The following is a 17,833-nucleotide window of genomic DNA, read 5'->3' as shown; positions in this document are numbered from 1 at the left end:
CCTGGAGGTCTGGAATGCCCGTTTCCGATCAGGAACGCATCGCCGCGCAGATGCGCAGCCCGCGCATCGTTCGGCTTTGGCGGGCGCTGGCGCCGCTCAGGTCCTGCGTGTCGTTCATGAACACGGGCGCCCACCCGGACGACGAGACCTCCGAGATGCTGGCCGCGCTCGCCTTTCGCGACGGGCTGTCGCTCTCCTATGCCTGTTCGACGCGCGGCGAGGGCGGGCAGAACGACATCGGCACCGAGGTCACGCATGATCTCGGCGTGGTGCGCACGGCGGAGATGGAGCGGGCGGCGGACGTGCTCAACCTCAATCTTTACTGGCTCTCCGAAACGCCCGACGATGCGATCTTCGACTTCGGCTTTTCGAAGAGCGGCACGGAAACCCTGGAGAAATGGGGGCGCGAGCGGACGCTGAAGCGCTTCGTCGAGATTGTCCGCACGGAACGGCCCGACATCATCTGCCCGACCTTCCTGAACATTCCCGGCCAGCATGGCCACCACCGGGCCATGACGGAGATGGCGCATGATGTGGTAAGCGCCGCCGCCGACCCGACCTTCTCAGGCGTGGACCTACCGGTCTGGCAGGTGAAGAAGCTCTATCTGCCGGCCTGGTCGGGCGCGGGCGACGCCTATGACGACGACCTGCCGCCGCCCAACGCCACGCTGACGGTGGAAGCGAGCGGCGAGGATCCCGTGACCGGCTGGAGCTGGGCGCAGATCGGCGAACAGTCGCGCGCCTTCCATCGGACGCAGGGCATGGGCCGCTGGGTGCCGCACGGCACAAGGAAGGACTGGCCGCTGCATCTGGTGCGCTCCACGGTGGACGGCCCGGACAAGGCGCTGACGGCCGGCCTGCCGGCCGACCTGTCGCAGCTGGCCGCCTTTGCCGGCGCGCCGGAGGTCGAGGCCGGGCTTGCGGGCGCGCAGGCCGATTGCAATGCGGCGATCGGCGCCTTTCCGGACATGCAGGCGGTTGCCCGCCACGCGGCGGCGGCGCTGACCAAGGTGCGCGCCGCGCGCGATGCCTGTCCGGAGCGCGCGCGGGCCGAGGTGCAGCATCGCCTGGCGGCAAAGGAGCAGCAGCTTTCGCACGTGATGCGCGTCGCCAGCGGCGTCGAGCTGCGCGCAGCGCTTGCCGCCGACCTGCTGAGGCCGGGCGAAAGCGCCGCCCTCCATGTCGAGGCCGTTGGCGCGGCGGCCGAGATTACGCCGGTGGTGCCGAGGGGATGGCGGTTCGTGAACGGAACGATCCAGGTGGCGGCGGACGCGGCGCCCTCCGATCCCTATCCGGCGAGCTACACGCCGGGCCGCGCGCGCCTGCCGGCGATGCGCGTCGGCGTCACCGTCGACAGTGTTTCCGCCGAGACGCTGCTGCCGCTGGAGACGCCGCCCGTCGTGCTGCCGGCACGCTCGGCGACACTGGCGCCGGACCGGGCGCTGATCAACCTGGCGGCCGGCGGCCGCAGCATTGCCGTGCGCATCGCCGATGCCTTTCCGGCGGAGGCGAAGGCCTCGCTCGACCTGCCGGACGGCTGGCGGGCCGAACCCGCCGGCGGCATGTTGCAGGTGACGGCCGCGCAGGGCGTCGCGCCGGGGCTGTACAGCCTGCCGCTGCGGCTCGACGATGAGCCGGTGATGACGGTGAACCGCATCGCCTATCCGCATATCGGCGTGCATGCGCGGGCTTTTCCGGCAGCGCTTTCGGTGCGCGTCCTCGACGTGACGCTACCGGAGGCGCGCATCGGCTATGTGGGCGGCGGCAACGACCGGGTTTGCCGCTGGCTGCGGGCGCTCGGCCTCGACGTGACCGAGCTGGACGACGGCGCGCTGACCACGGAGGGGCTCAAGGCATTCGACACGCTGCTGGTCGGCATCTTCGCCATGCGGACGCGGCCGGCGCTGAAGGCGGCGATGCCGCTCGTGCATGACTGGGTTGCGGCGGGTGGCAATCTGGTGACGCTCTATCACCGGCCCTGGGACGCCTGGGACCCGCAGCGCGTGCCGCCGCGGATGCTGGAGATCGGCAAGCCCTCGCTGCGCTGGCGCGTGACCGATGAGAACGCCGAGGTGACGCATCTCCAGCCCGACCACCCGCTGTTCAACACGCCGAACCGCATCACGGCCGACGACTGGGCCGGCTGGCACAAGGAGCGCGGGCTGTACTTCGCCAAGAGCTGGGACCCGGACTACGAGCCGCTCCTGGAAATGGCCGACCCGGACGAGGCGCCGCACCGGGGCGCGCTTCTGTCGGCAAGGATCGGCAAGGGACGGCACAGCCATGTGGCGCTGATCCTGCATCACCAGATGGAGAAGCTTGTGCCGGGCGCCTTCCGCCTCATGGCCAATCTCCTGGCGCGGCCGTGAGCGGCGGCGCCTCGGCAAAGGACAATCTGCGCGCCGGCCTTTGGCTGATGGCGGATATGGGCCTCAACATCTGGGCCATCTCCATCGTCAAGGCGCTGGGCGCCGGCTATCCCGCATGGCAGCTCGTCTTCCTGCGGGCGCTGACGGGCTTCGTGCTGATCCTGCCGTGGCTGGCGCGCCAGCGCCATGTGCTCGCCCGCATCGACCGGCCGGGGCTGCATCTTTTCCGCGTGGCGCTGTCGGCGGTTGCGCTGACGGGCGGTTTCTACGCCGTGGCGCATCTGCCGCTCGCCTTCTACATGACCATGAATTTCACGCGGCCCGTGGTGCTGGTGGCGCTGTCGGCGCTGATCCTGCGCGAGGCGGTGTCCGGCTCGCGCTGGCTGGCGGCGGCGCTGGGGCTGGTCGGCGCCTTCATTGCGGCAAGTCCCGGCAACGTACCATGGACGCCGGCGCTGCTCGCGGCACTTGCCGCCGTCCTCGCCGGTACGGGGGCGATCATCGTCACGCGGCAACTGAAGGGCACGCCGCCGGTGGTGATGATGCTGTTCTATACGGGCGGACTGGCGTTGATCACCGCCTGGCCGGCGCTGACGGGCTGGCAGATGGTCGACGCGGCGCACTGGCCGTTCCTGCTGGCGGTGGGCGTCTTTTCGCAGGCCGCGCAATTCTGCTTCCTGCGCGCCCACTGGCTGGGCGATGCCGGCTTTCTCGGGCCGCTTGGCTATGCGAGCCTGATCCTGTCCGGCGCGGTCGGCTATCTCTTCTTCGGCGAGGTGCCGAGCCTGAACACGGTGGTGGGGGCGGCGATCATCGTTGCCGCCACCGGTTTCCTGACTTACCGGACAGCCCGGACGGCCCGGACGGCAGGGGTGCGAAACCACGCCGCCTCGGGAGGTTGAAGGCTCAGAGCCGGCGCGCCGGCGTGTTGCGCCAGACGAGCGGCAGGGCGATCAGCGCAAGGACGAGATAGGCGACGCCTGCCGTGCCATAGGCCAGAGCATAGCCGGCCACCGGGTCGCTGCGCAGCGCCGCGACCGCCATCAGCGCCGCCAGGCCGACCGTCGGGCCAAGCTCCATCGCCGTGTTCATCACGCCGCCGGCAAGGCCGGCCCGGTTTTGCGGGACATCGGCGGTGGACAGCACCGCCGAGCCGGCGAAGACGAGCGCCATGCCGATCGGCAGAACGACGGTGCCGGGCACGATGCCGAGGCCGAAACTGCTGGAACGGTCGATGCCGAGCAGCAGGGCGAAGCCGGCCGCGCCGATAACCAGCCCGGCGACGACGATGCGGCCGGCGCCGAACGCTTCCACGAGGCGTCCCGCGACGTGATTGGCGCCGACCAGCGCGATCATCAGCGGCACATAGGCGCCGGCGGTCGCCAGCGTGCTCCAGCCCCATTGCTGCTGGAGAAACAGCGACAGGAGGAACATGACGAGACCGGAGGCTGCGGCGGCGAACAGCATGCCGGCGAGGCCGACCAGCCGGCGCGGTGCGGCCAGAAAGCCGGGCGGCAGCAGCGGATCGGCGACGCGGCGCTCGACGATGGCGAAGAGCACAAGCAGCGCCAGTCCGGCGAGGACGGGCGCGAAGACCGCGCCCGACGTCCAGCCATGGTCGCCGCTGGCGACGAGGCCGTAGCTGCCGATCGAGATGCCGAGGGTCGCGAGCGCTGCGCCGAGCGGATCGAGGCCCGGACGCGAGGTCGCCGAAGCCCGCGCCGGCGGCAGGATGCGGCCGGCCGCCGCCAGGCCGATCAGCGAAACGACGATCGGCACGGCGAACATCCAGCGCCAGGAGAACCAGTTGGTCAGGATGCCGGACATCACTGGGGCGAGCGTCGCGCCCAGCACCGAGACGCCGCCCCAGACGGCCATCGCGCGGCCGAACCGCTCGGGCGAGGGAAACAGCGCCTGCAGGATCGCCATCGCCGCGGGCGCGACCATGGCGGCAGCAATGCCCTGCAGGAATCGGGCCGCGACCAGGGTCTCGAAGTCCGCCGCCAGCACCGCCAGCGCCGATGCGAGCGCGAACAGCGTCAGTCCCGCGACGAAGACGCGCCTGCCGCCGTAGCGGTCGGCCAGGCGCCCGCCGAACAGCAGGAGCCCGCCATAGGGCAGGCCGTAGCCGACGCTGACCAGCAGCATCTCGGCGCTGGTCAGGCCCATTTGCCGGCCGATCTCCGGCAGGGGCACGAGGATAAGGGCGATGGTAAAGATCAATGTGCCCTGGACCAGGGCAAGAATGCGAAAGGCAAGTCGCGGCGCGCGCCCGGTGGCGCCGGCGAGCGCTTCCGGATCGGGCAGGGGTTCCGCGCCCGGATAGGGCCGGGCCGCGATGCTGTCTGTCGGCGAGGTCGACATGAGGAAGGAACTCCGTTCTTGGAGCGCTTCGGCACGAGGCTAGTGGCAGGCCACGGCCGGTGCGGATGCGCAGGTTGAGTCTGCGCATCTTCTATCATTCAATGAATTAATTGATCAATTGAAATATACTGAGGATGAAAGCTGATCCGGACGAACGAAAACGCCCGCCGGAAGCCGGCGGGCGCATTGTCGAGCGGTGCTCTGTCAGTTGGAACCGGCTGGCATCCGAGGCGCGCCGAAACGAGGGGAAATGGCGGGCTCAGCGTTTCATGGAGCGCCGAGCCGAGCCGGTCCGGTCGCAGCCCCTCAGTCCGGATCGGCGCCCTCGGCGATCGGCTCGTCGGCGATCTTCGGGCGGAAGTAGCGCCCGACGATCAGCGGCAGCACGAAGCCGACGATGGCGAAGGCCCATAGGCCGATGGCCAGCCACGAGTTGAACAGCATCGTCCAGTCGCCGTCATGGATGGTCATGGCGCGGCGCAGGTTCTTCTCCATCTGGTCGCCGAGCAGCACGCCGAGGATGATCGGCACCAGCGGCACGTCGAGCTTGCGCAGCACCCAGCCGAGAACGCCGAAGGCGATCATCACCATCAGGTCGAAGGTCGAGCCGGAGATGCCGTAGATGCCGACGAAGGAGATCATCGCCACGGCGGGCATCAGGTAGCGTGTCGGGATCAGCAGCACCCGCACGAACAGCGACACCATCGGCAGGTTCATGGCGAGCAGCATCAGATTGCCGATGAACAGGGCGGCGATCAGGCCCCACACCACGTCGGGGTTCTGCTGGAAGAGCAGGGGCCCGGGCGTGATGTTGAGGGCGAGCAGCATGGCGAGCAGCACGGCAGTGGTGCCGGAGCCCGGCACGCCGAGCGCCAGCATCGGCACGAGCGCCCCGCCGGCAGCGGCGTTGTTGCCGGCTTCGGGAGCCGCGATGCCGCGCGGATCGCCCTTGCCGAACGTGCCGTTGCGGTCGGAGATGCGCTTCTCGAACGTGTAGGAGATGAAGGAGCCGAGCGAGGCGCCGGCGCCCGGCAGCACGCCGGCGATGAAGCCGAGGATCGTCGAGCGGCCCATGGCCGGCACCGTCTCGCGCACCATCTTCCACCGGGGAATGACGCGGCCGACCTTCATCGCCCCGTCGGCGCCGCTGCCGCCGGCGCGGTGCTCGAGGAAGATGAACACCTCCGAGAGCGCGAACAGGCCGACGATGGCGACGAGGAAGTCGATACCGTCATAGAGATGCACCTCGCCGAAGGCGAAGCGAGGCACGCCGGTCTGGCCGTCGACGCCGATGGTGGCGATGCCGAGACCGAGGGCGGCGGCGAAGGCGGCCTTGGCCTGGTTGCGGCTGGCGACGCCGCCGAGCGTGGCGAAGGCCAGCACGAACAGCGCGAAATACTCCGCCGGGCCGAACAGCAGCGCCACCTTGACGAGCTGCGGGGCGAGGAAGACCAGACCCCAGGTGGCGAAGAAGGCGCCGACGAAGGAGGCGATGCCGGAAATGGCCAGCGCCTCGCCGGCCTTGCCGGCGCGCGCCATCGGATAGCCGTCGAGCGTCGTCATCAGGGCCGGCTCGTCGCCGGGGATGTTGAGCAGGATCGACGAGATGCGCCCGCCATACATGGCGCCGTAATAGACGCTGGTCAGAAGGATCAGCGCCGGCGTGGCCGGCAGGCCGAGCGTGAAGGCGAGCGGAATGAGGATCGCCACGCCGTTGGACGGGCCGAGGCCCGGCAGTGCGCCGATGATGGTGCCGAGAAAGCAGCCGATCAGCGCCAGGAACAGGTTCTGCCAGGTGAGCGCGACGGCGAAGCCGTCGGCCAGTGAAGCGAGTGTGTCCATTGGTCTGCCTCCCGGCTCAGAAGCCCCACGGTCCGCGCGCCAGCGACAGACCGAGGACGAGGTGGAAGATGACATAGATGCCGATGGCGATGGCTATGCCGGCAATGACGGCCGAAAGCGGCGCGGCGCCGAGGCGCCATGACAGATAGGCCGCCGCGACCGCGGTGCAGGCGACGAAGCCGTATTCCTTGAGAAACATCGCGTAGGCGATCATCACGGCGGTGGCCATGCCGATCTCGAACAGCCGCGGAAAGCTCGGCCATTCGGGCTCCGTGTCCGGCTTCAGCACGACGATGGCGCTGGCGACGGCCAGCACGATGCCGATCATGTATGGAAAGGCCTTGGGTCCGAATGGATCGGAGATGAAGCTGAGTTCGATCTGCGTCGCCTGCCAGAGATAGAAGGCAGCGAGCAGCAGGCCGAAAACGCCGAAGATGCGATCGCTCATGACGGCACCGTTCCCTCTTGAGTCCTGATGCAATTCGGGCCTGCAGGACGATCCGGCAGGCCCGATGACGTGCGTGAGATTACTTCACGATGCCGATCTGCTTGGACAGATTGGTGATGGAATCGATGGATTCCTTGACGAAGGCCTGGAATTCGTCGCCCTGCAGGTCGAGGGGCGCGAGGCCGTTGGCGGCCATGATGCCCTTCCACTCATCCGACGCATAGACCTTGCCGATCGCATCGACCCAGTAGGCATAGGCGTCGTCCGACATGCTGCCGGGCGCGTAGAAGCCGCGCCAGTTGGCGCCGATCACGTCGATGCCCTGTTCCTTGGCGGTCGGGAAGGATGCGAAATCGCCCTCGAGCCGCTCGGGCGCCAGCACGGCGATCACCTTGATGTCGCCGGAATCGACGAAGCCCTTGGCTTCCGAGGCGTCGCCCGTGAAAGCCTGGACCGAGCCGGCCAGGAGCTGCGTGACGGCCTCGCCGCCGCCGTCGAAGGCGACGTACTTGACCTGGCGGACATCCTCGACGCCGGCCTTGTTTGCGGCAATCAGCACCTTGAGGTGATCCCATCCGCCGACGGCCGAACCGCCTGCGACCGATACCGCCGAGGGATCCTTCTTGATCATGTCCATCAGCTCGGGGAGCGTGTTGACCGGCGAATCCTTGGCGACGGCGATGATGCCGTAATCCGCGCCGACCGAGCCGATCCAGCGAACCTGGTCCATCGTGTTGCCGGGGAAGGCGCCCTGCGCGAGGCGGGTCGCGGTGGCCGAGGACGCGGCGACGATCAGTTCATTGTCCGCATCGCGCTTGCTGACGACTTCCGCATAGGCAACGCCGCCGCCGCCGCCGGCGACGTTGGTGACCTGCATCGAACCGGGCACGAGCTTGAGGTCCTGCAGCGTCTTGCCGACCTGACGGCAGGTGAAGTCCCAGCCGCCGCCGGGCGCCGCCGGTGCGATGCACTCTGTCTTGGCCGGCTCGAAAGCAAAGGCGGAAAGGCTGGACGCAAGGGTAAGCACGGCCGCAAGGCCGACAAGTTTCTTCATCGGATTTCCTCCACTCGAGCGAACCCGTCCCCCAAGGCGGCCGGCTTCGCCTCCAATATCCATCCTACCGCATTCCTCCTGAAGGCCCGTTCCGGAATTCCGGTAGGGCGCGGTAGCGCCAATGACTTGTTCTCTTGGCGCGGTCGAGCCTATAGGGTGAGCCTGTCAACAAGCTGTCATAGTGCGAAAAAATGCATTTTCTGATCGTCGAGGACACGCGCGATGTCGCCGAAGCCATCGAAAGAAGGCTGGAGCGGGCAGGGCACGTCAGCGACCGTGCCGAGACGCTGGAGGATGCGCGGCACTTCGCGGCGATGGCCAGCCACGACCTGATCATCCTTGACATCAACCTGCCGGACGGCTCGGGGATCGCTTTCCTGAAAAGCCTGCGCGCCGAGGGAAACCGCGTGCCGGTTCTGGTGCTGACGGCGCGGCTCGCCGTCAACGACAAGATCGACGCGCTCGATCTCGGCGCCGACGACTACATGATCAAGCCGTTCGATCTGGGCGAGCTGGAGGCGCGCATCCGCGCGATCATCCGCAGGCGCAGCGGCGAGGCGGACCGGACGCTGAGCGTCGGTCTCCTGACCTTCGACATGGCGGCGCGCAGCGTGCTGATCGACGGGCGGCCCTGCGAACTGACGCGCCGCGAGCAGACGCTTCTGGAGATCTTCCTCACCAATCGCGGCCGCGTGCTCGACAAGGACGACCTGCTCGTCCGCCTGTTCGGCCATGACGACGAGAAGAACCCGAACGCGGTCGAACTCTATGTCGGGCGGCTGCGCCGCAAGATCGAGGGATCCGGGCTGGAGATCAGGACCCTGCGCGGGCTCGGCTATCAGGCGGTCATCGCCGAGACGGAGGCCTGATGGGCAGCCCCATCGGGGAGGCGGATGCCCGCCGCAGCCTGTCCATCGCGTCGCGGCTGGCGATGGCGCTGACGCTGATCCTGGCGCTGGCGGTGGCCGCGACCATCTATGCCGCCTACGGCTACGGCCGGCGCGCGGCCAACGAAGCCTTCGACCGGCTGCTGCAGGGGGCGGCGCTGCAGATCGCCGAGCGCATCTTCGTCATCGAGGGCGAGATCCGTGTCGATATTCCCGTGTCCGCCTTCGAGCTTCTGTCGCTGGCCAAGGACGAGCGGGTGTTTTACCGCGTGGCGACGCCGGACGGCACGACGCTGACCGGCTACGACGCCTTCCCGCTGCCCGAGGCCACGGCAATTCCCGAACAGGGTCTGACCTACGAGACGACCTATGGCGGTGAGGAGGTGAGGGCGCTCGTCATGCTGCGCCGGCTGGCCGAGCGCGCCGTCAGTGGCGACATCTACGTGGTCGTGGCGCACACCATGGTCAGCCGCGGCCAGCTCGCCCGCAGCGTGGCGACCCAGGCTGTGGCGGTGATCGCGGGGGCGGGTTTGGCGATCCTGGTCCTCGTCCTGCTCGCCATGCGCTATGCGCTTCGCCCGCTGGAGCGCGTCCAGACGGCGATCCTCGAGCGCGACCCGCTCGACCTGTCGCCCTTTTCGATGCAGGCGCCGCATGAGGTCTCGGCGCTGGTGGCGGCGATCAACCGCTTCATGGGACGCCTCGACCGGCGTGTTCGCGCCATGCAGGACTACGTGGCCGATTCGGCGCATCAGATACGCACCTCCATCACGGCGCTGCGCGCACACAGCGAGCTGGCGCTGGAAGAGGAGGATCCGCAGCGACTGAAGACGTTGCACAAGCGCATCCGCAGCCGCGCCATCGGCCTCAACCGCCTGACCGACCAGCTCCTGAGCCATGCGCTGGTCACCCACCGCGCCGACACGGCACCGCTGGAGCCGCTCGACCTGCGCCGGGTCGCCGTCGATGCCGAGCGGGAGTTCGGCCAGCTTTCCGGCAACAGCAAGGCGCGCATCCGCCTCGACCTGCCCGAGGAGCCGGTGATGGTGGCGGGCGATGCCTTCAGCCTACGCGAGGCGGTGAAGAACCTTCTGAACAACGCCCAGGCGCACGGCAAGGGACCGGTCGGTCTGTCCGTCCGCGACGCGGCCGGCCGACGCGCCGTGATCGCAGTGACGGACAGGGGCGCGGGCCTGGAGGTCGCCGACGCGTCGGCCATCGGCCAGCGCTTCTCGATCGACCCCAACAAGCCCGAAAGCGCCGGACTGGGGCTGGCCATCGTCCGCGAGGTTGCCGAGTTTCACAACGGGCGGATCAGGGTCGCGCGCGGCGAGGGCGACTTCACCATCGGCCTCGAATTGCCGCTGGGAGCGCCGGCGGCGCGGGAAAGAGGCCAGCACGAAGGGCACACGCCATGAGATTTCCCGTCCGATTCCTGATCGCCGCCCTGCTGTTGGGTCTCGGGGCAACCGCGCGGGCCGAAGACACGGTGTTTCCGGCGCCCGGCAGCCGGGTCGACAGCCTGGTGATCGGCAGCGTCACGGACCTCGTCTACATCGAACCGCTGATCGCGGCCTTCCAGCGCGCCAACCCGACAACCGAGGTCACCTATCGGCAGCTGACGAGCCTCGAACTCTACGCCGCCGCCGCCAGAGCCTGCGAAGCGGGCGAGTTCTTCGCCGACACGCTGATCTCGTCGGCCATTCCCGAGCAGGTGCGCCTCGTCAACGACGGCTGCTCCGAGCCGTTCCGCTTCGCGCTACCGGGCAACCTCCCCGACTGGGCGATCTGGCGGAACGAGCTGGTCGGCCTGACCTACGAGCCGGCGGTGATCGTCTACGACCGCGAGGGGCTGAAACCGGAGGAAGTGCCCGGCAACCGCTTCGAGCTGGTCGATCTGCTGCGCCAGACCGAGCGGTTTCGCGGTCGCATCGGCACCTACGATATCGAGAATTCGGGCGTCGGCTACATCTTCGCCTTCGAGGATGCGGCGCAGGCCTCCACATGGGGACGTCTTCTGGAAAGCCTCGGCCAGAACCAGGCGCGGCTTTACTGCTGCAGCTCCGATGTTATCGACGGCGTGCGCTCCGGCCGGCTGCTGCTCGGCTACAACGTGCTGGGATCCTATGCCCTCGCACGGCAGGCGGAAGACCCGCGCGTCGGCATCATCTTCCCGTCAGACTATACGCTCGCCCTGTCGCGCGCGGCGTTGGTTTCCCGCCATGCCCGCAACAAGCAGGCTGCCAACGCGCTTCTGGCGCTCGCCCTGTCGGAGACCGGCCAGCGCATCCTGTCGGGGCCGTCCATGCTGTATTCGTCGCTCAATGGCCCGGCGATGCTGGAGCGGGCGGGCGACGGAATCGGACGGCTGGCCGGCGAGGCGGCGTTCCGGCCCATCGCGCTTTCCCCGGCCTTGCTGGTCGGGCTGGATCAGGCCAAGCGCAAGGCGTTTCTCGACCAGTGGCGGAAATCCTTCCAGGCCGGCGGCGGCGAATAGAAGCTCAGCCTTCCTCGCCGGGCACGCAGATGATGTGCGCCTCCGCCGAGCGCCAGCGGACATCCCGCAGCGCGCGGTATTCGTCCGAATGGTACCAGGCGAGCGCCTTGTCCCTGTCGGGGAATTTCACCACCACGACCCGCTCATAGGCCGCGTCGCCCTCAAGCGCGGTGATGTCGCCCGTGCGCACCAGATACTCGCCGCCATAGGCGTGCACGCTCTCAGGCGCGTCGGCCATGTAGCCGGTCATGGCCTGGCGGTCGCTGATCGAGACACGCGAGATGATGTAGGCAGTCATGCTTGTTCCTCCTCCCGGTCAATCGTCTTGTCTCACCAAAGATTCGCGGGCGCCGGGTCATGCCACCCGACTGCAAACGCGGTCTGCCGGCGCGTCAGGTCTCGACGATCTTTCCCGGATTCATCCGGCCTTCCGGGTCGAGCGCCCGCTTGATGCGCCGCATCATGTCGATCTCCGCCGGCGGCTTGGTCGCCGCCGCCGCGTCGCGCTTGCCCTGTCCGAGGCCGTGCTCGGCGGCGATCGAGCCGCCGAAGGAAAGCGTGGCCTCGCGGATCGCCTCGGCGAGCGTTGGCGCGACTGCCCCGAACGCCGCCGCATCCATGCCGGGTGGCGCGACGACGTTGAAGTGGATGTTCCCGTCGCCCACATGGCCGAATGGCACGGGGATCGCGCCGGGCAGGACAGCCTCGACCGCTTCGCCCGCCCTGCGGACGAAATCCGCCGAAGCGGCAAGCGGCACTGAGGTATCGCTTTTCAGGGCCCGCGGGTTGGACGCCTGCGCCTCCGCCAGACCCTCGCGCAGCGCCCAGAGTTCGGCGCGCTGGGCCTGCGACTGGGTGACGATCGCGTCCTGCACCAGCCCCTCCTCGAACCCGCCGGCGAGCGCCTGTTCGAGAAGATCGGCGAGATCGAGCTGACCGATGACCGTTTCCAGTTCGATCAGCACCATCCAGTCATGGGCGCCGGCGAAGGGGTCGCGCCCGCTGCCCGAGCGCGCCAGATGCATGTCGATGCCCACCTTGGGCATCAGTTCGAAGGCGCTGATCAGCTCCCCGGCGTGGCCGCGCATGTGGACGAACAGGTCGAGCGCCGCCTGCGGGCCGGCGACGGCGGCAAGCGCCGTGCCGCGCGCCAGCGGCTTCGGCCGCAGCGCAAGTGCGGCTGCCGTGACGATGCCCAGCGTGCCCTCGCTGCCGATGAAGAGCTGCTTCAGATCGTAGCCGGCATTGTCCTTGCGCAGGGCGCGCAGCCCGTCCCAGACCGTGCCGTCGGCGAGCACCACTTCGAGGCCCAACACATGGGCGCGTGTCATGCCGTAGCGCAGGACGTTGTTGCCGCCCGCATTGGTGGCGATCATGCCGCCGATCTGGCTCGTGCCTTCGCCGCCATGGCTGACCGGGAACAGGCGGTCCGCCGCATCCGCCGCCTGGCGCACCTCTGCCAGCGTGCAGCCGGCGTCGGCAATCAGCACGTCGTTGACTGGATCGACGCTGCGGATGCTCCGCATGCGCTCCAGCGACAGGATCACATGCGGGCGGCGCGCGTCGGGAATGGCGCCGCCGCAGAAGCCGGTGCGGCCGCCCGCGGGCGTCACGGCAAGGCCGTGCCTGGCTGCGAGGCGCAGGATCTCCGCAACCTCGCCTGTGTCGCGGGGTCGCACGACGCACAGCGCCTCGCTCCGGTAGAGCTGCAGCAGATCGGTCAGATAGGGCGCGGTGTCGTGCTGCGCCGTAAGCACGCCGCCCTGGCCGAGCAGGGTGGCGAAGGCTTCAAGGGCCCCGCCGGCGCTCATCTCTCGCTGCCGCGGCAGGCGGCGAGGGCTTCGAAGACCGCGTCGGTGTCCTCGCGCGTGCCAACCGTGATGCGGACCGCCGCGACTTGGCCCCCGAGCTGGCCGGGGATCTGGAAGGCGGTCGTCAGGATGCCCTGCGCGGTCAGGCGCGCCGCCAGGTCGCCGTCGCCCTCCGGCACCGGGAAGGCGACGAAGTTCGCCGCGGAGGGGAATGGCGCAAGACCGGCTGCCCGCAGGCCGTCGCTCAGCCGCTCACGTTCGGCGGCAACCTGCGCGACCGTCGCACGCATGTGCTCCGGCGCCGCAAGCGCCGCGACCCCGGCGGCCACGGCGAGTGCGTTGACGCTGAAGTTCGGCCGCAGGCCGCGCGCGCGTCTGGCCAGATCGGCGCTGCTCGCGATGGTGTAGCCGAGACGCAGGCCCGCGAGGCCGAAAGCCTTCGAGAAGGAGCGGGAAGTCATCCACGGACCCTTGCGCTTCTCGAGGATCGGCAGGGCCTCGACCCCGCCGGCCTGGCGGCCGAACTCGTAGTAGGCCTCGTCGAAATGCAGCAGCATGGTTTCGGGAACGCCCGCCACCAGCCGCTCGATCTCGTCCGCCGAAAGCAGCCCGCCCGTCGGATTGTTGGGCGAGGGCACGCAGACCATGCGGCAGCCCGGCGTGACCGCAGCCAGTAGGGCGTCCACATCGGGTCGACCGTCCGCCATGACGGGCACGCCGTGCACCGTGATGTCGAAGAAGCCGGCAACCTTGCGGTAGGTGGGAAAGCTGGGATCAGGCACGACCATTTCCGCGCCGTGGGCATCGCTGATGAGCGGCAGGAGATGGAGAAGTTCGTTCGAGCCGCTGGTGACCACGATCCGGTCGGCCGAAACGCCCGTGTAGTCCGAAAGCGCGCCGAGCAGCAGCGGGCAATCGGGTTCCGGATAACGGTTGACCCGGGCCGCGGCGGCGGCGATTGCCGCGACGACGCCCGGTGCCGGCGGCAGCGGGCTTTCGTTGAGGTGCAGACGCCGGACGGCCGGCGTCGTCGTCTTGCTAGCGATGGGACCAGTCATTGGGATCATCCGAGTTGTTCGGGGAAAGGCCGAGAATGTCGCCGTCCGTGCTGACGCCGAGGCCGAGAACGGTGCGGTTGGCATAGGCGAAATAAGCCGCCACCTGGTTGATCTCCAGGATCTGGCCGTCATCGAAGCCGGCGTGGCGCATGGCGGCGATGTCTGCTTCGCCCACCGAGGCTGCGGCCCGCGTCAGCTTGGCCGCATAGGCGAGCGCGGCCTGCTCGCGCGCGTCGAAGGCTTCGCCGAAGGTCTCGGCCTCGAGCGCTGCGCGCAGCGCATTGGCGCGCCCCGCATCGCCCAGAAGCCGGGTCATGCCGGCGAAATGATGCTCGACGCAATAGGCGCAGCGGTTGAGATGGCTGACGAGCACGCCGATGGCCTCGAGAAACCACTTTGGCACCGTGTTGGCCGAATGGTGCAGCGCGTATTTATACAGCGCCATGTGGCCGTCCATCGTGTGCGGCCGCAGGCTGTGCGCCATCATGATGTTATCGACATTGTTGTCGGGGCCTTTGACGCGGTCGTAGAGCTGCTTGAGGCGGCCGGAGGCGTCGTCATAGGCGATGGTGTTGATCCAGGTCACGCAATATTCTCCAGAAAATCTGCCGCTCAGCCGAGCAGCAGGCTGTCGTCGCTCAGTTCTTCGCCCTGCGTCTTCTTGAACAGATGCAGGAGGTCTTCCACCGCCATGCCGGCGCGTTCCTCGCCCGAGGCGTCAAAAATGATCTTGCCGCGGTGGAACATGACGGTGCGCTCGCCGGTGGACAGGGCCTGCGCCATGGAATGGGTGACCATCACGGCGGTGAGCTTCAGCCTGTCGACGATGGTGCGAGTGGTCTCGAGGACGAAATCGGCCGTCTTCGGATCGAGTGCTGCCGTGTGCTCGTCGAGAAGGAGCACGCTCGACGGCCCTGTCGCCGCCATCAGCAGGCTGACCGCCTGCCGCTGGCCGCCGGAGAGCAGGCCGACCTTGTCGTCGAGCCGGTTCTCCAGCCCGAGGCCCAGCACCTTCACCCGCTCGGCCGTCTTCTCGCGCATGTCCTTCTCGATGGCGAAGCGGAAGCCGCGCGGCTTGGTGCGTCCATGTGCCAGCGCGAAATTCTCCATGATCGTCAGGTCCTCGCAGGTGCCCATCTTGGGATCCTGGAAGACGCGCGAGATTATGCGCGCGCGCCGGTGCACGGGCCAGTTGGTGATGTCCTGCCCGTCGAGCCGCACGCTGCCGCTCTCGACCGGCGCAAGGCCGGCCAGAACGTTGAGCGCGGTCGATTTGCCGGCGCCGTTGGAACCGATGACGGTCAGGAACTGGCCTTCCGGGACCGTGAGGTTGATGCCGCGCAGCGCCTTCGTCTCGAGCGGCGTTCCCTTGTTGAAGGTGACGTGTACGTCCTTGATTTCAATCATTTCTTATCGGCCCCCTTGAAGAAGCGCTTGAAGCCGGAGCCCGAATATTGCGCGATCAGCGCGAGCGCGACGAGAACCGCCGTGACGAGCTGGACGTCGGAGGCCCTGAGGCCGAGGAAGTCGGCATTGAGCGCCAGCGCCACCGCGAAGCGGTAGAGCACCGCGCCGACGATGCAGGCGAGCGTCGCCTGCAGGATGGTGCGCGAGGACAGCAGGCTGGTGCCGACGATGACCGAGGCGAGGCCGACGATGATGACGCCGATGCCCATATAGGCGTCCGCCGCACCAAAGATCTGCGCGAAGAGCGCGCCGGCGAGCGCCGTCATGGCGTTGGCGAGGCCGACGCCGTAGAGCTTCATGCGTCCCACATTGATGCCGTTGGCCTCGGCCATGGCGGGATTGGCGCCGGCGGCGCGCATCGCCATGCCCCAGCCGGTGTGCAGGAACAGGTTGACCAGCGCCAGCACCACCAGCGTCACCGCGCCGAGAAAGATCGGGCTGACGATGTAGGTGGGGACCCCGAAGCCGCCGAAGGCATCGAACACGGTCTCGACGCCAAGCAGCGGCTTGTTCGGACCGCTCATGATGCGCAGGTTGATCGAATACAGCGAGATGGCGAGCAGGATGCCCGCCAGGATGTGCAGGATCCTGAAGCGCACGTTGAGATAGGCGGTCGCCCAGCCGGCGGCGAAGCCGGCCACCCCGCCGGCGGCGGTCGCGAGCCAGGGGTTCCAGCCCAGCGTCACGATCAGCGCCGCGCAGACGGCCGCGCCGAGCGGAAAGCTGCCCTCGACGGTGAGGTCTGGGAAATCGAGGATGCGGAAGGTGAGATAGGCACCGAGAGCCACGAGGCCGAAGACGAAGCCGGTCTCGAGTGTGCCGAGGATTTCATAAAGGGACATGGACGCTCTGCTCGCAAGGGGAGACGGCGCGCCGGTGCTGGGACCGGAGCGGCGAAAAGCGCCGGCTGGCCCGCTGGCCGGCCGGCGCCTGCGGTTCTACTCGATGATCTCGGTCGCCCGCGCGAGCACCGCCTCGGGAAGCTCGACGCCCATGGCGGCGGCGGCCTTCTTGTTGATCGCCACCTTGAACTCGGTCAGCACCTGGTAGGCGATGACCGCGTCGATGTCGCCGGCCTTCTCGCCGTTGAGGACGCGGGCCGCAATATGGCCGGTGATGCGGCCGAGCTCCACATAGTCGAGGCCGACGGAGCCGATCACGCCGCGCGCCACCGCACCGGTCTCGCCGGCGAAGATCGGCAGATCAACATCTTCGCCGATCTTCACGATGGCCTCCAGCGCCGCGACGACGGTCGTGTCGTTGGGAATGTAGACGGCTTCGACCTTGCCGATCAGCTTCTTGGTGGCGAGCGCCACCTCATTGGTGGTCGGCGAGGCGGATTCCACCACGGAGATGCCGAGCGGCTCGGCCTGCTTCTTCAGCTCTTCCAGCGTGGCGATCGCATTGTCGAGGCCGGGATTGTAGACGAAGCCGATGGTCTTCAGGTCCGGAACAAGCTCGCGCATGAGTTCGAGCTGCTGCTTGATCGGTGCCGCGTCGGACACGCCGGTGACATTGCCGCCGGGCTTCTCGTATTGCGGGATCAGCTTGGCCTTGAGCGGATCGGTGACCGTGGTGAAGACGACCGGGATCGTGTCCGTCGTGGCGATCATCGCCTGCGAGGTCGGCGTGGTGATGGGGACGATCACGTCCGGATTGTCGCCGACGAATTTCTTGGCGATCTGCTGCTGGGTCGGCATGTTGCCATTGGCGTTCTGGTAGTCGATCTCGAGGTTCTTGCCCTCGACGAAACCCTTGTCGGCAAGGCCCTTGAGCACGCCTTCCTTGGTCTCGACCAGGGCGGGCACCTCGACGATGGTGGAGATCGCCACCTTCTTCATGTCCTGGGCTAAGACGCTGCCGGAAAGGGCGGCGGTCGCGAGCAGTGCGAGCGCGGTGCGAGAAATCATCTTCATTGCAGTTCCCTCTTGAGTGGTTGGCGGGCTTCTGCGTCAGGCTTCTTCCTCTTGCGGGAAAACGATCTTGACGAAGACGACCGCAGGCCGGATAGTTGATCCTATATTGTAGGACTTCTG

At 68.1% G+C, this 17,833-nt stretch carries 16 protein-coding genes; 5 read left to right on the top strand and 11 right to left on the bottom strand.

All coding sequences use genetic code 11. The annotated features are described in order from the left end of the window. Positions 1 to 14: 14 nt before the first annotated feature. The gene (locus NA2_RS06930) at positions 15 to 2,369 is read left to right on the top strand and encodes a PIG-L family deacetylase (protein WP_008595742.1); all 2,355 of its coding nucleotides are present in this window, start codon (positions 15 to 17) and stop codon (positions 2,367 to 2,369) included. Beyond that, positions 2,366 to 3,271 carry a DMT family transporter gene (locus NA2_RS06925; RefSeq protein ID WP_008595740.1) on the top strand — a complete coding sequence of 302 codons (906 nt, stop codon included), beginning with the start codon at positions 2,366 to 2,368 and terminating at the stop codon, positions 3,269 to 3,271. Before NA2_RS06930 ends, NA2_RS06925 begins: the two co-directional genes overlap by 4 nt. Before the next feature lie 4 nt (positions 3,272 to 3,275). On the opposite strand, the gene NA2_RS06920 is transcribed toward NA2_RS06925, so the two are convergent. The 4 genes from NA2_RS06920 to NA2_RS06905 all read right to left on the bottom strand — a co-directional run bounded on the left by NA2_RS06920 (position 3,276) and on the right by NA2_RS06905 (position 8,077). After that, entirely contained in the window at positions 3,276 to 4,733 is a 1,458-nt protein-coding gene (locus tag NA2_RS06920) for an MFS transporter (protein ID WP_008595737.1), read from the bottom strand. A 306-nt stretch (positions 4,734 to 5,039) separates the two neighbouring features. Then, positions 5,040 to 6,575, bottom strand: coding sequence for a tripartite tricarboxylate transporter permease (locus NA2_RS06915; RefSeq protein WP_008595735.1), 1,536 nt, complete (start codon positions 6,573 to 6,575; stop codon positions 5,040 to 5,042). 16 nt (positions 6,576 to 6,591) lie between these two features. Next, a complete protein-coding gene (locus NA2_RS06910) occupies positions 6,592 to 7,023 on the bottom strand; it encodes a tripartite tricarboxylate transporter TctB family protein (protein ID WP_008595734.1) in 432 nt (143 codons plus the stop codon). 79 nt (positions 7,024 to 7,102) lie between these two features. Continuing rightward, on the bottom strand, positions 7,103 to 8,077 hold the full coding sequence (locus tag NA2_RS06905) for a Bug family tripartite tricarboxylate transporter substrate binding protein (protein ID WP_008595732.1): 975 nt from the start codon (positions 8,075 to 8,077) through the stop codon (positions 7,103 to 7,105). 191 nt (positions 8,078 to 8,268) lie between these two features. On the opposite strand from NA2_RS06905, the gene NA2_RS06900 reads away from it, so the two are divergent. Genes NA2_RS06900 through NA2_RS06890 form a run of 3 tightly spaced genes read left to right on the top strand, consistent with a single transcriptional unit; the run spans position 8,269 to position 11,461 of the window. Beyond that, positions 8,269 to 8,946 carry a response regulator transcription factor gene (locus NA2_RS06900; protein ID WP_008595730.1) on the top strand — a complete coding sequence of 226 codons (678 nt, stop codon included), beginning with the start codon at positions 8,269 to 8,271 and terminating at the stop codon, positions 8,944 to 8,946. Beyond that, positions 8,946 to 10,382 (top strand): sensor histidine kinase, encoded by a 1,437-nt coding sequence (locus NA2_RS06895; protein ID WP_008595727.1) that lies wholly within the window; start codon positions 8,946 to 8,948, stop codon positions 10,380 to 10,382. Before NA2_RS06900 ends, NA2_RS06895 begins: the two co-directional genes overlap by 1 nt. Continuing rightward, positions 10,379 to 11,461 (top strand): ABC transporter substrate-binding protein, encoded by a 1,083-nt coding sequence (locus NA2_RS06890; protein ID WP_008595725.1) that lies wholly within the window; start codon positions 10,379 to 10,381, stop codon positions 11,459 to 11,461. The genes NA2_RS06895 and NA2_RS06890 overlap by 4 nt, the downstream gene beginning before the upstream one ends. A gap of 4 nt (positions 11,462 to 11,465) precedes the next feature. Here NA2_RS06890 and NA2_RS06885 read toward each other — a convergent pair whose 3' ends face one another. The 7 genes from NA2_RS06885 to NA2_RS06855 all read right to left on the bottom strand — a co-directional run bounded on the left by NA2_RS06885 (position 11,466) and on the right by NA2_RS06855 (position 17,713). After that, a complete protein-coding gene (locus tag NA2_RS06885; RefSeq protein ID WP_008595723.1) occupies positions 11,466 to 11,759 on the bottom strand; it encodes a DUF1330 domain-containing protein in 294 nt (97 codons plus the stop codon). Positions 11,760 to 11,853: 94 nt separating this feature from the next. After that, positions 11,854 to 13,272: an FAD-binding oxidoreductase gene (locus NA2_RS06880; RefSeq protein ID WP_008595721.1), complete on the bottom strand. Its 1,419-nt coding sequence runs from the start codon at positions 13,270 to 13,272 to the stop codon at positions 11,854 to 11,856. After that, positions 13,269 to 14,330 carry a pyridoxal phosphate-dependent aminotransferase gene (locus NA2_RS06875; RefSeq protein ID WP_008595719.1) on the bottom strand — a complete coding sequence of 354 codons (1,062 nt, stop codon included), beginning with the start codon at positions 14,328 to 14,330 and terminating at the stop codon, positions 13,269 to 13,271. Before NA2_RS06875 ends, NA2_RS06880 begins: the two co-directional genes overlap by 4 nt. Then, positions 14,311 to 14,916 carry a carboxymuconolactone decarboxylase family protein gene (locus NA2_RS06870; protein WP_008595718.1) on the bottom strand — a complete coding sequence of 202 codons (606 nt, stop codon included), beginning with the start codon at positions 14,914 to 14,916 and terminating at the stop codon, positions 14,311 to 14,313. The genes NA2_RS06875 and NA2_RS06870 overlap by 20 nt, the downstream gene beginning before the upstream one ends. A gap of 26 nt (positions 14,917 to 14,942) precedes the next feature. Continuing rightward, positions 14,943 to 15,737: an ABC transporter ATP-binding protein gene (locus NA2_RS06865; protein ID WP_008595716.1), complete on the bottom strand. Its 795-nt coding sequence runs from the start codon at positions 15,735 to 15,737 to the stop codon at positions 14,943 to 14,945. Then, positions 15,734 to 16,639, bottom strand: a complete 906-nt coding sequence (locus tag NA2_RS06860) for an ABC transporter permease (protein ID WP_008595715.1) — start codon at positions 16,637 to 16,639, stop codon at positions 15,734 to 15,736. The genes NA2_RS06865 and NA2_RS06860 overlap by 4 nt, the downstream gene beginning before the upstream one ends. Before the next feature lie 96 nt (positions 16,640 to 16,735). After that, on the bottom strand, positions 16,736 to 17,713 hold the full coding sequence (locus tag NA2_RS06855) for an ABC transporter substrate-binding protein (RefSeq protein ID WP_008595713.1): 978 nt from the start codon (positions 17,711 to 17,713) through the stop codon (positions 16,736 to 16,738). Positions 17,714 to 17,833 lie beyond the last annotated feature (120 nt).

It is taken from the genome of Nitratireductor pacificus pht-3B (assembly GCF_000300335.1).
GTDB lineage: Bacteria > Pseudomonadota > Alphaproteobacteria > Rhizobiales > Rhizobiaceae > Nitratireductor > Nitratireductor pacificus.
This window is presented reverse-complemented; position numbering and strand designations above follow the sequence as displayed.

Coding starts and splice junctions, on each gene's coding strand:
- NA2_RS06920 (WP_008595737.1), bottom strand. CDS start 4,733: ATGTCGACCTCGCCGACAGACAGCATCGCGGCCCGGCCCTATCCGGGC.
- NA2_RS06900 (WP_008595730.1), top strand. CDS start 8,269: ATGCATTTTCTGATCGTCGAGGACACGCGCGATGTCGCCGAAGCCATC.
- NA2_RS06895 (WP_008595727.1), top strand. CDS start 8,946: ATGGGCAGCCCCATCGGGGAGGCGGATGCCCGCCGCAGCCTGTCCATC.
- NA2_RS06875 (WP_008595719.1), bottom strand. CDS start 14,330: ATGACTGGTCCCATCGCTAGCAAGACGACGACGCCGGCCGTCCGGCGT.
- NA2_RS06880 (WP_008595721.1), bottom strand. CDS start 13,272: ATGAGCGCCGGCGGGGCCCTTGAAGCCTTCGCCACCCTGCTCGGCCAG.
- NA2_RS06855 (WP_008595713.1), bottom strand. CDS start 17,713: ATGAAGATGATTTCTCGCACCGCGCTCGCACTGCTCGCGACCGCCGCC.
- NA2_RS06930 (WP_008595742.1), top strand. CDS start 15: ATGCCCGTTTCCGATCAGGAACGCATCGCCGCGCAGATGCGCAGCCCG.
- NA2_RS06890 (WP_008595725.1), top strand. CDS start 10,379: ATGAGATTTCCCGTCCGATTCCTGATCGCCGCCCTGCTGTTGGGTCTC.
- NA2_RS06860 (WP_008595715.1), bottom strand. CDS start 16,639: ATGTCCCTTTATGAAATCCTCGGCACACTCGAGACCGGCTTCGTCTTC.
- NA2_RS06905 (WP_008595732.1), bottom strand. CDS start 8,077: ATGAAGAAACTTGTCGGCCTTGCGGCCGTGCTTACCCTTGCGTCCAGC.
- NA2_RS06885 (WP_008595723.1), bottom strand. CDS start 11,759: ATGACTGCCTACATCATCTCGCGTGTCTCGATCAGCGACCGCCAGGCC.
- NA2_RS06865 (WP_008595716.1), bottom strand. CDS start 15,737: ATGATTGAAATCAAGGACGTACACGTCACCTTCAACAAGGGAACGCCG.
- NA2_RS06910 (WP_008595734.1), bottom strand. CDS start 7,023: ATGAGCGATCGCATCTTCGGCGTTTTCGGCCTGCTGCTCGCTGCCTTC.
- NA2_RS06915 (WP_008595735.1), bottom strand. CDS start 6,575: ATGGACACACTCGCTTCACTGGCCGACGGCTTCGCCGTCGCGCTCACC.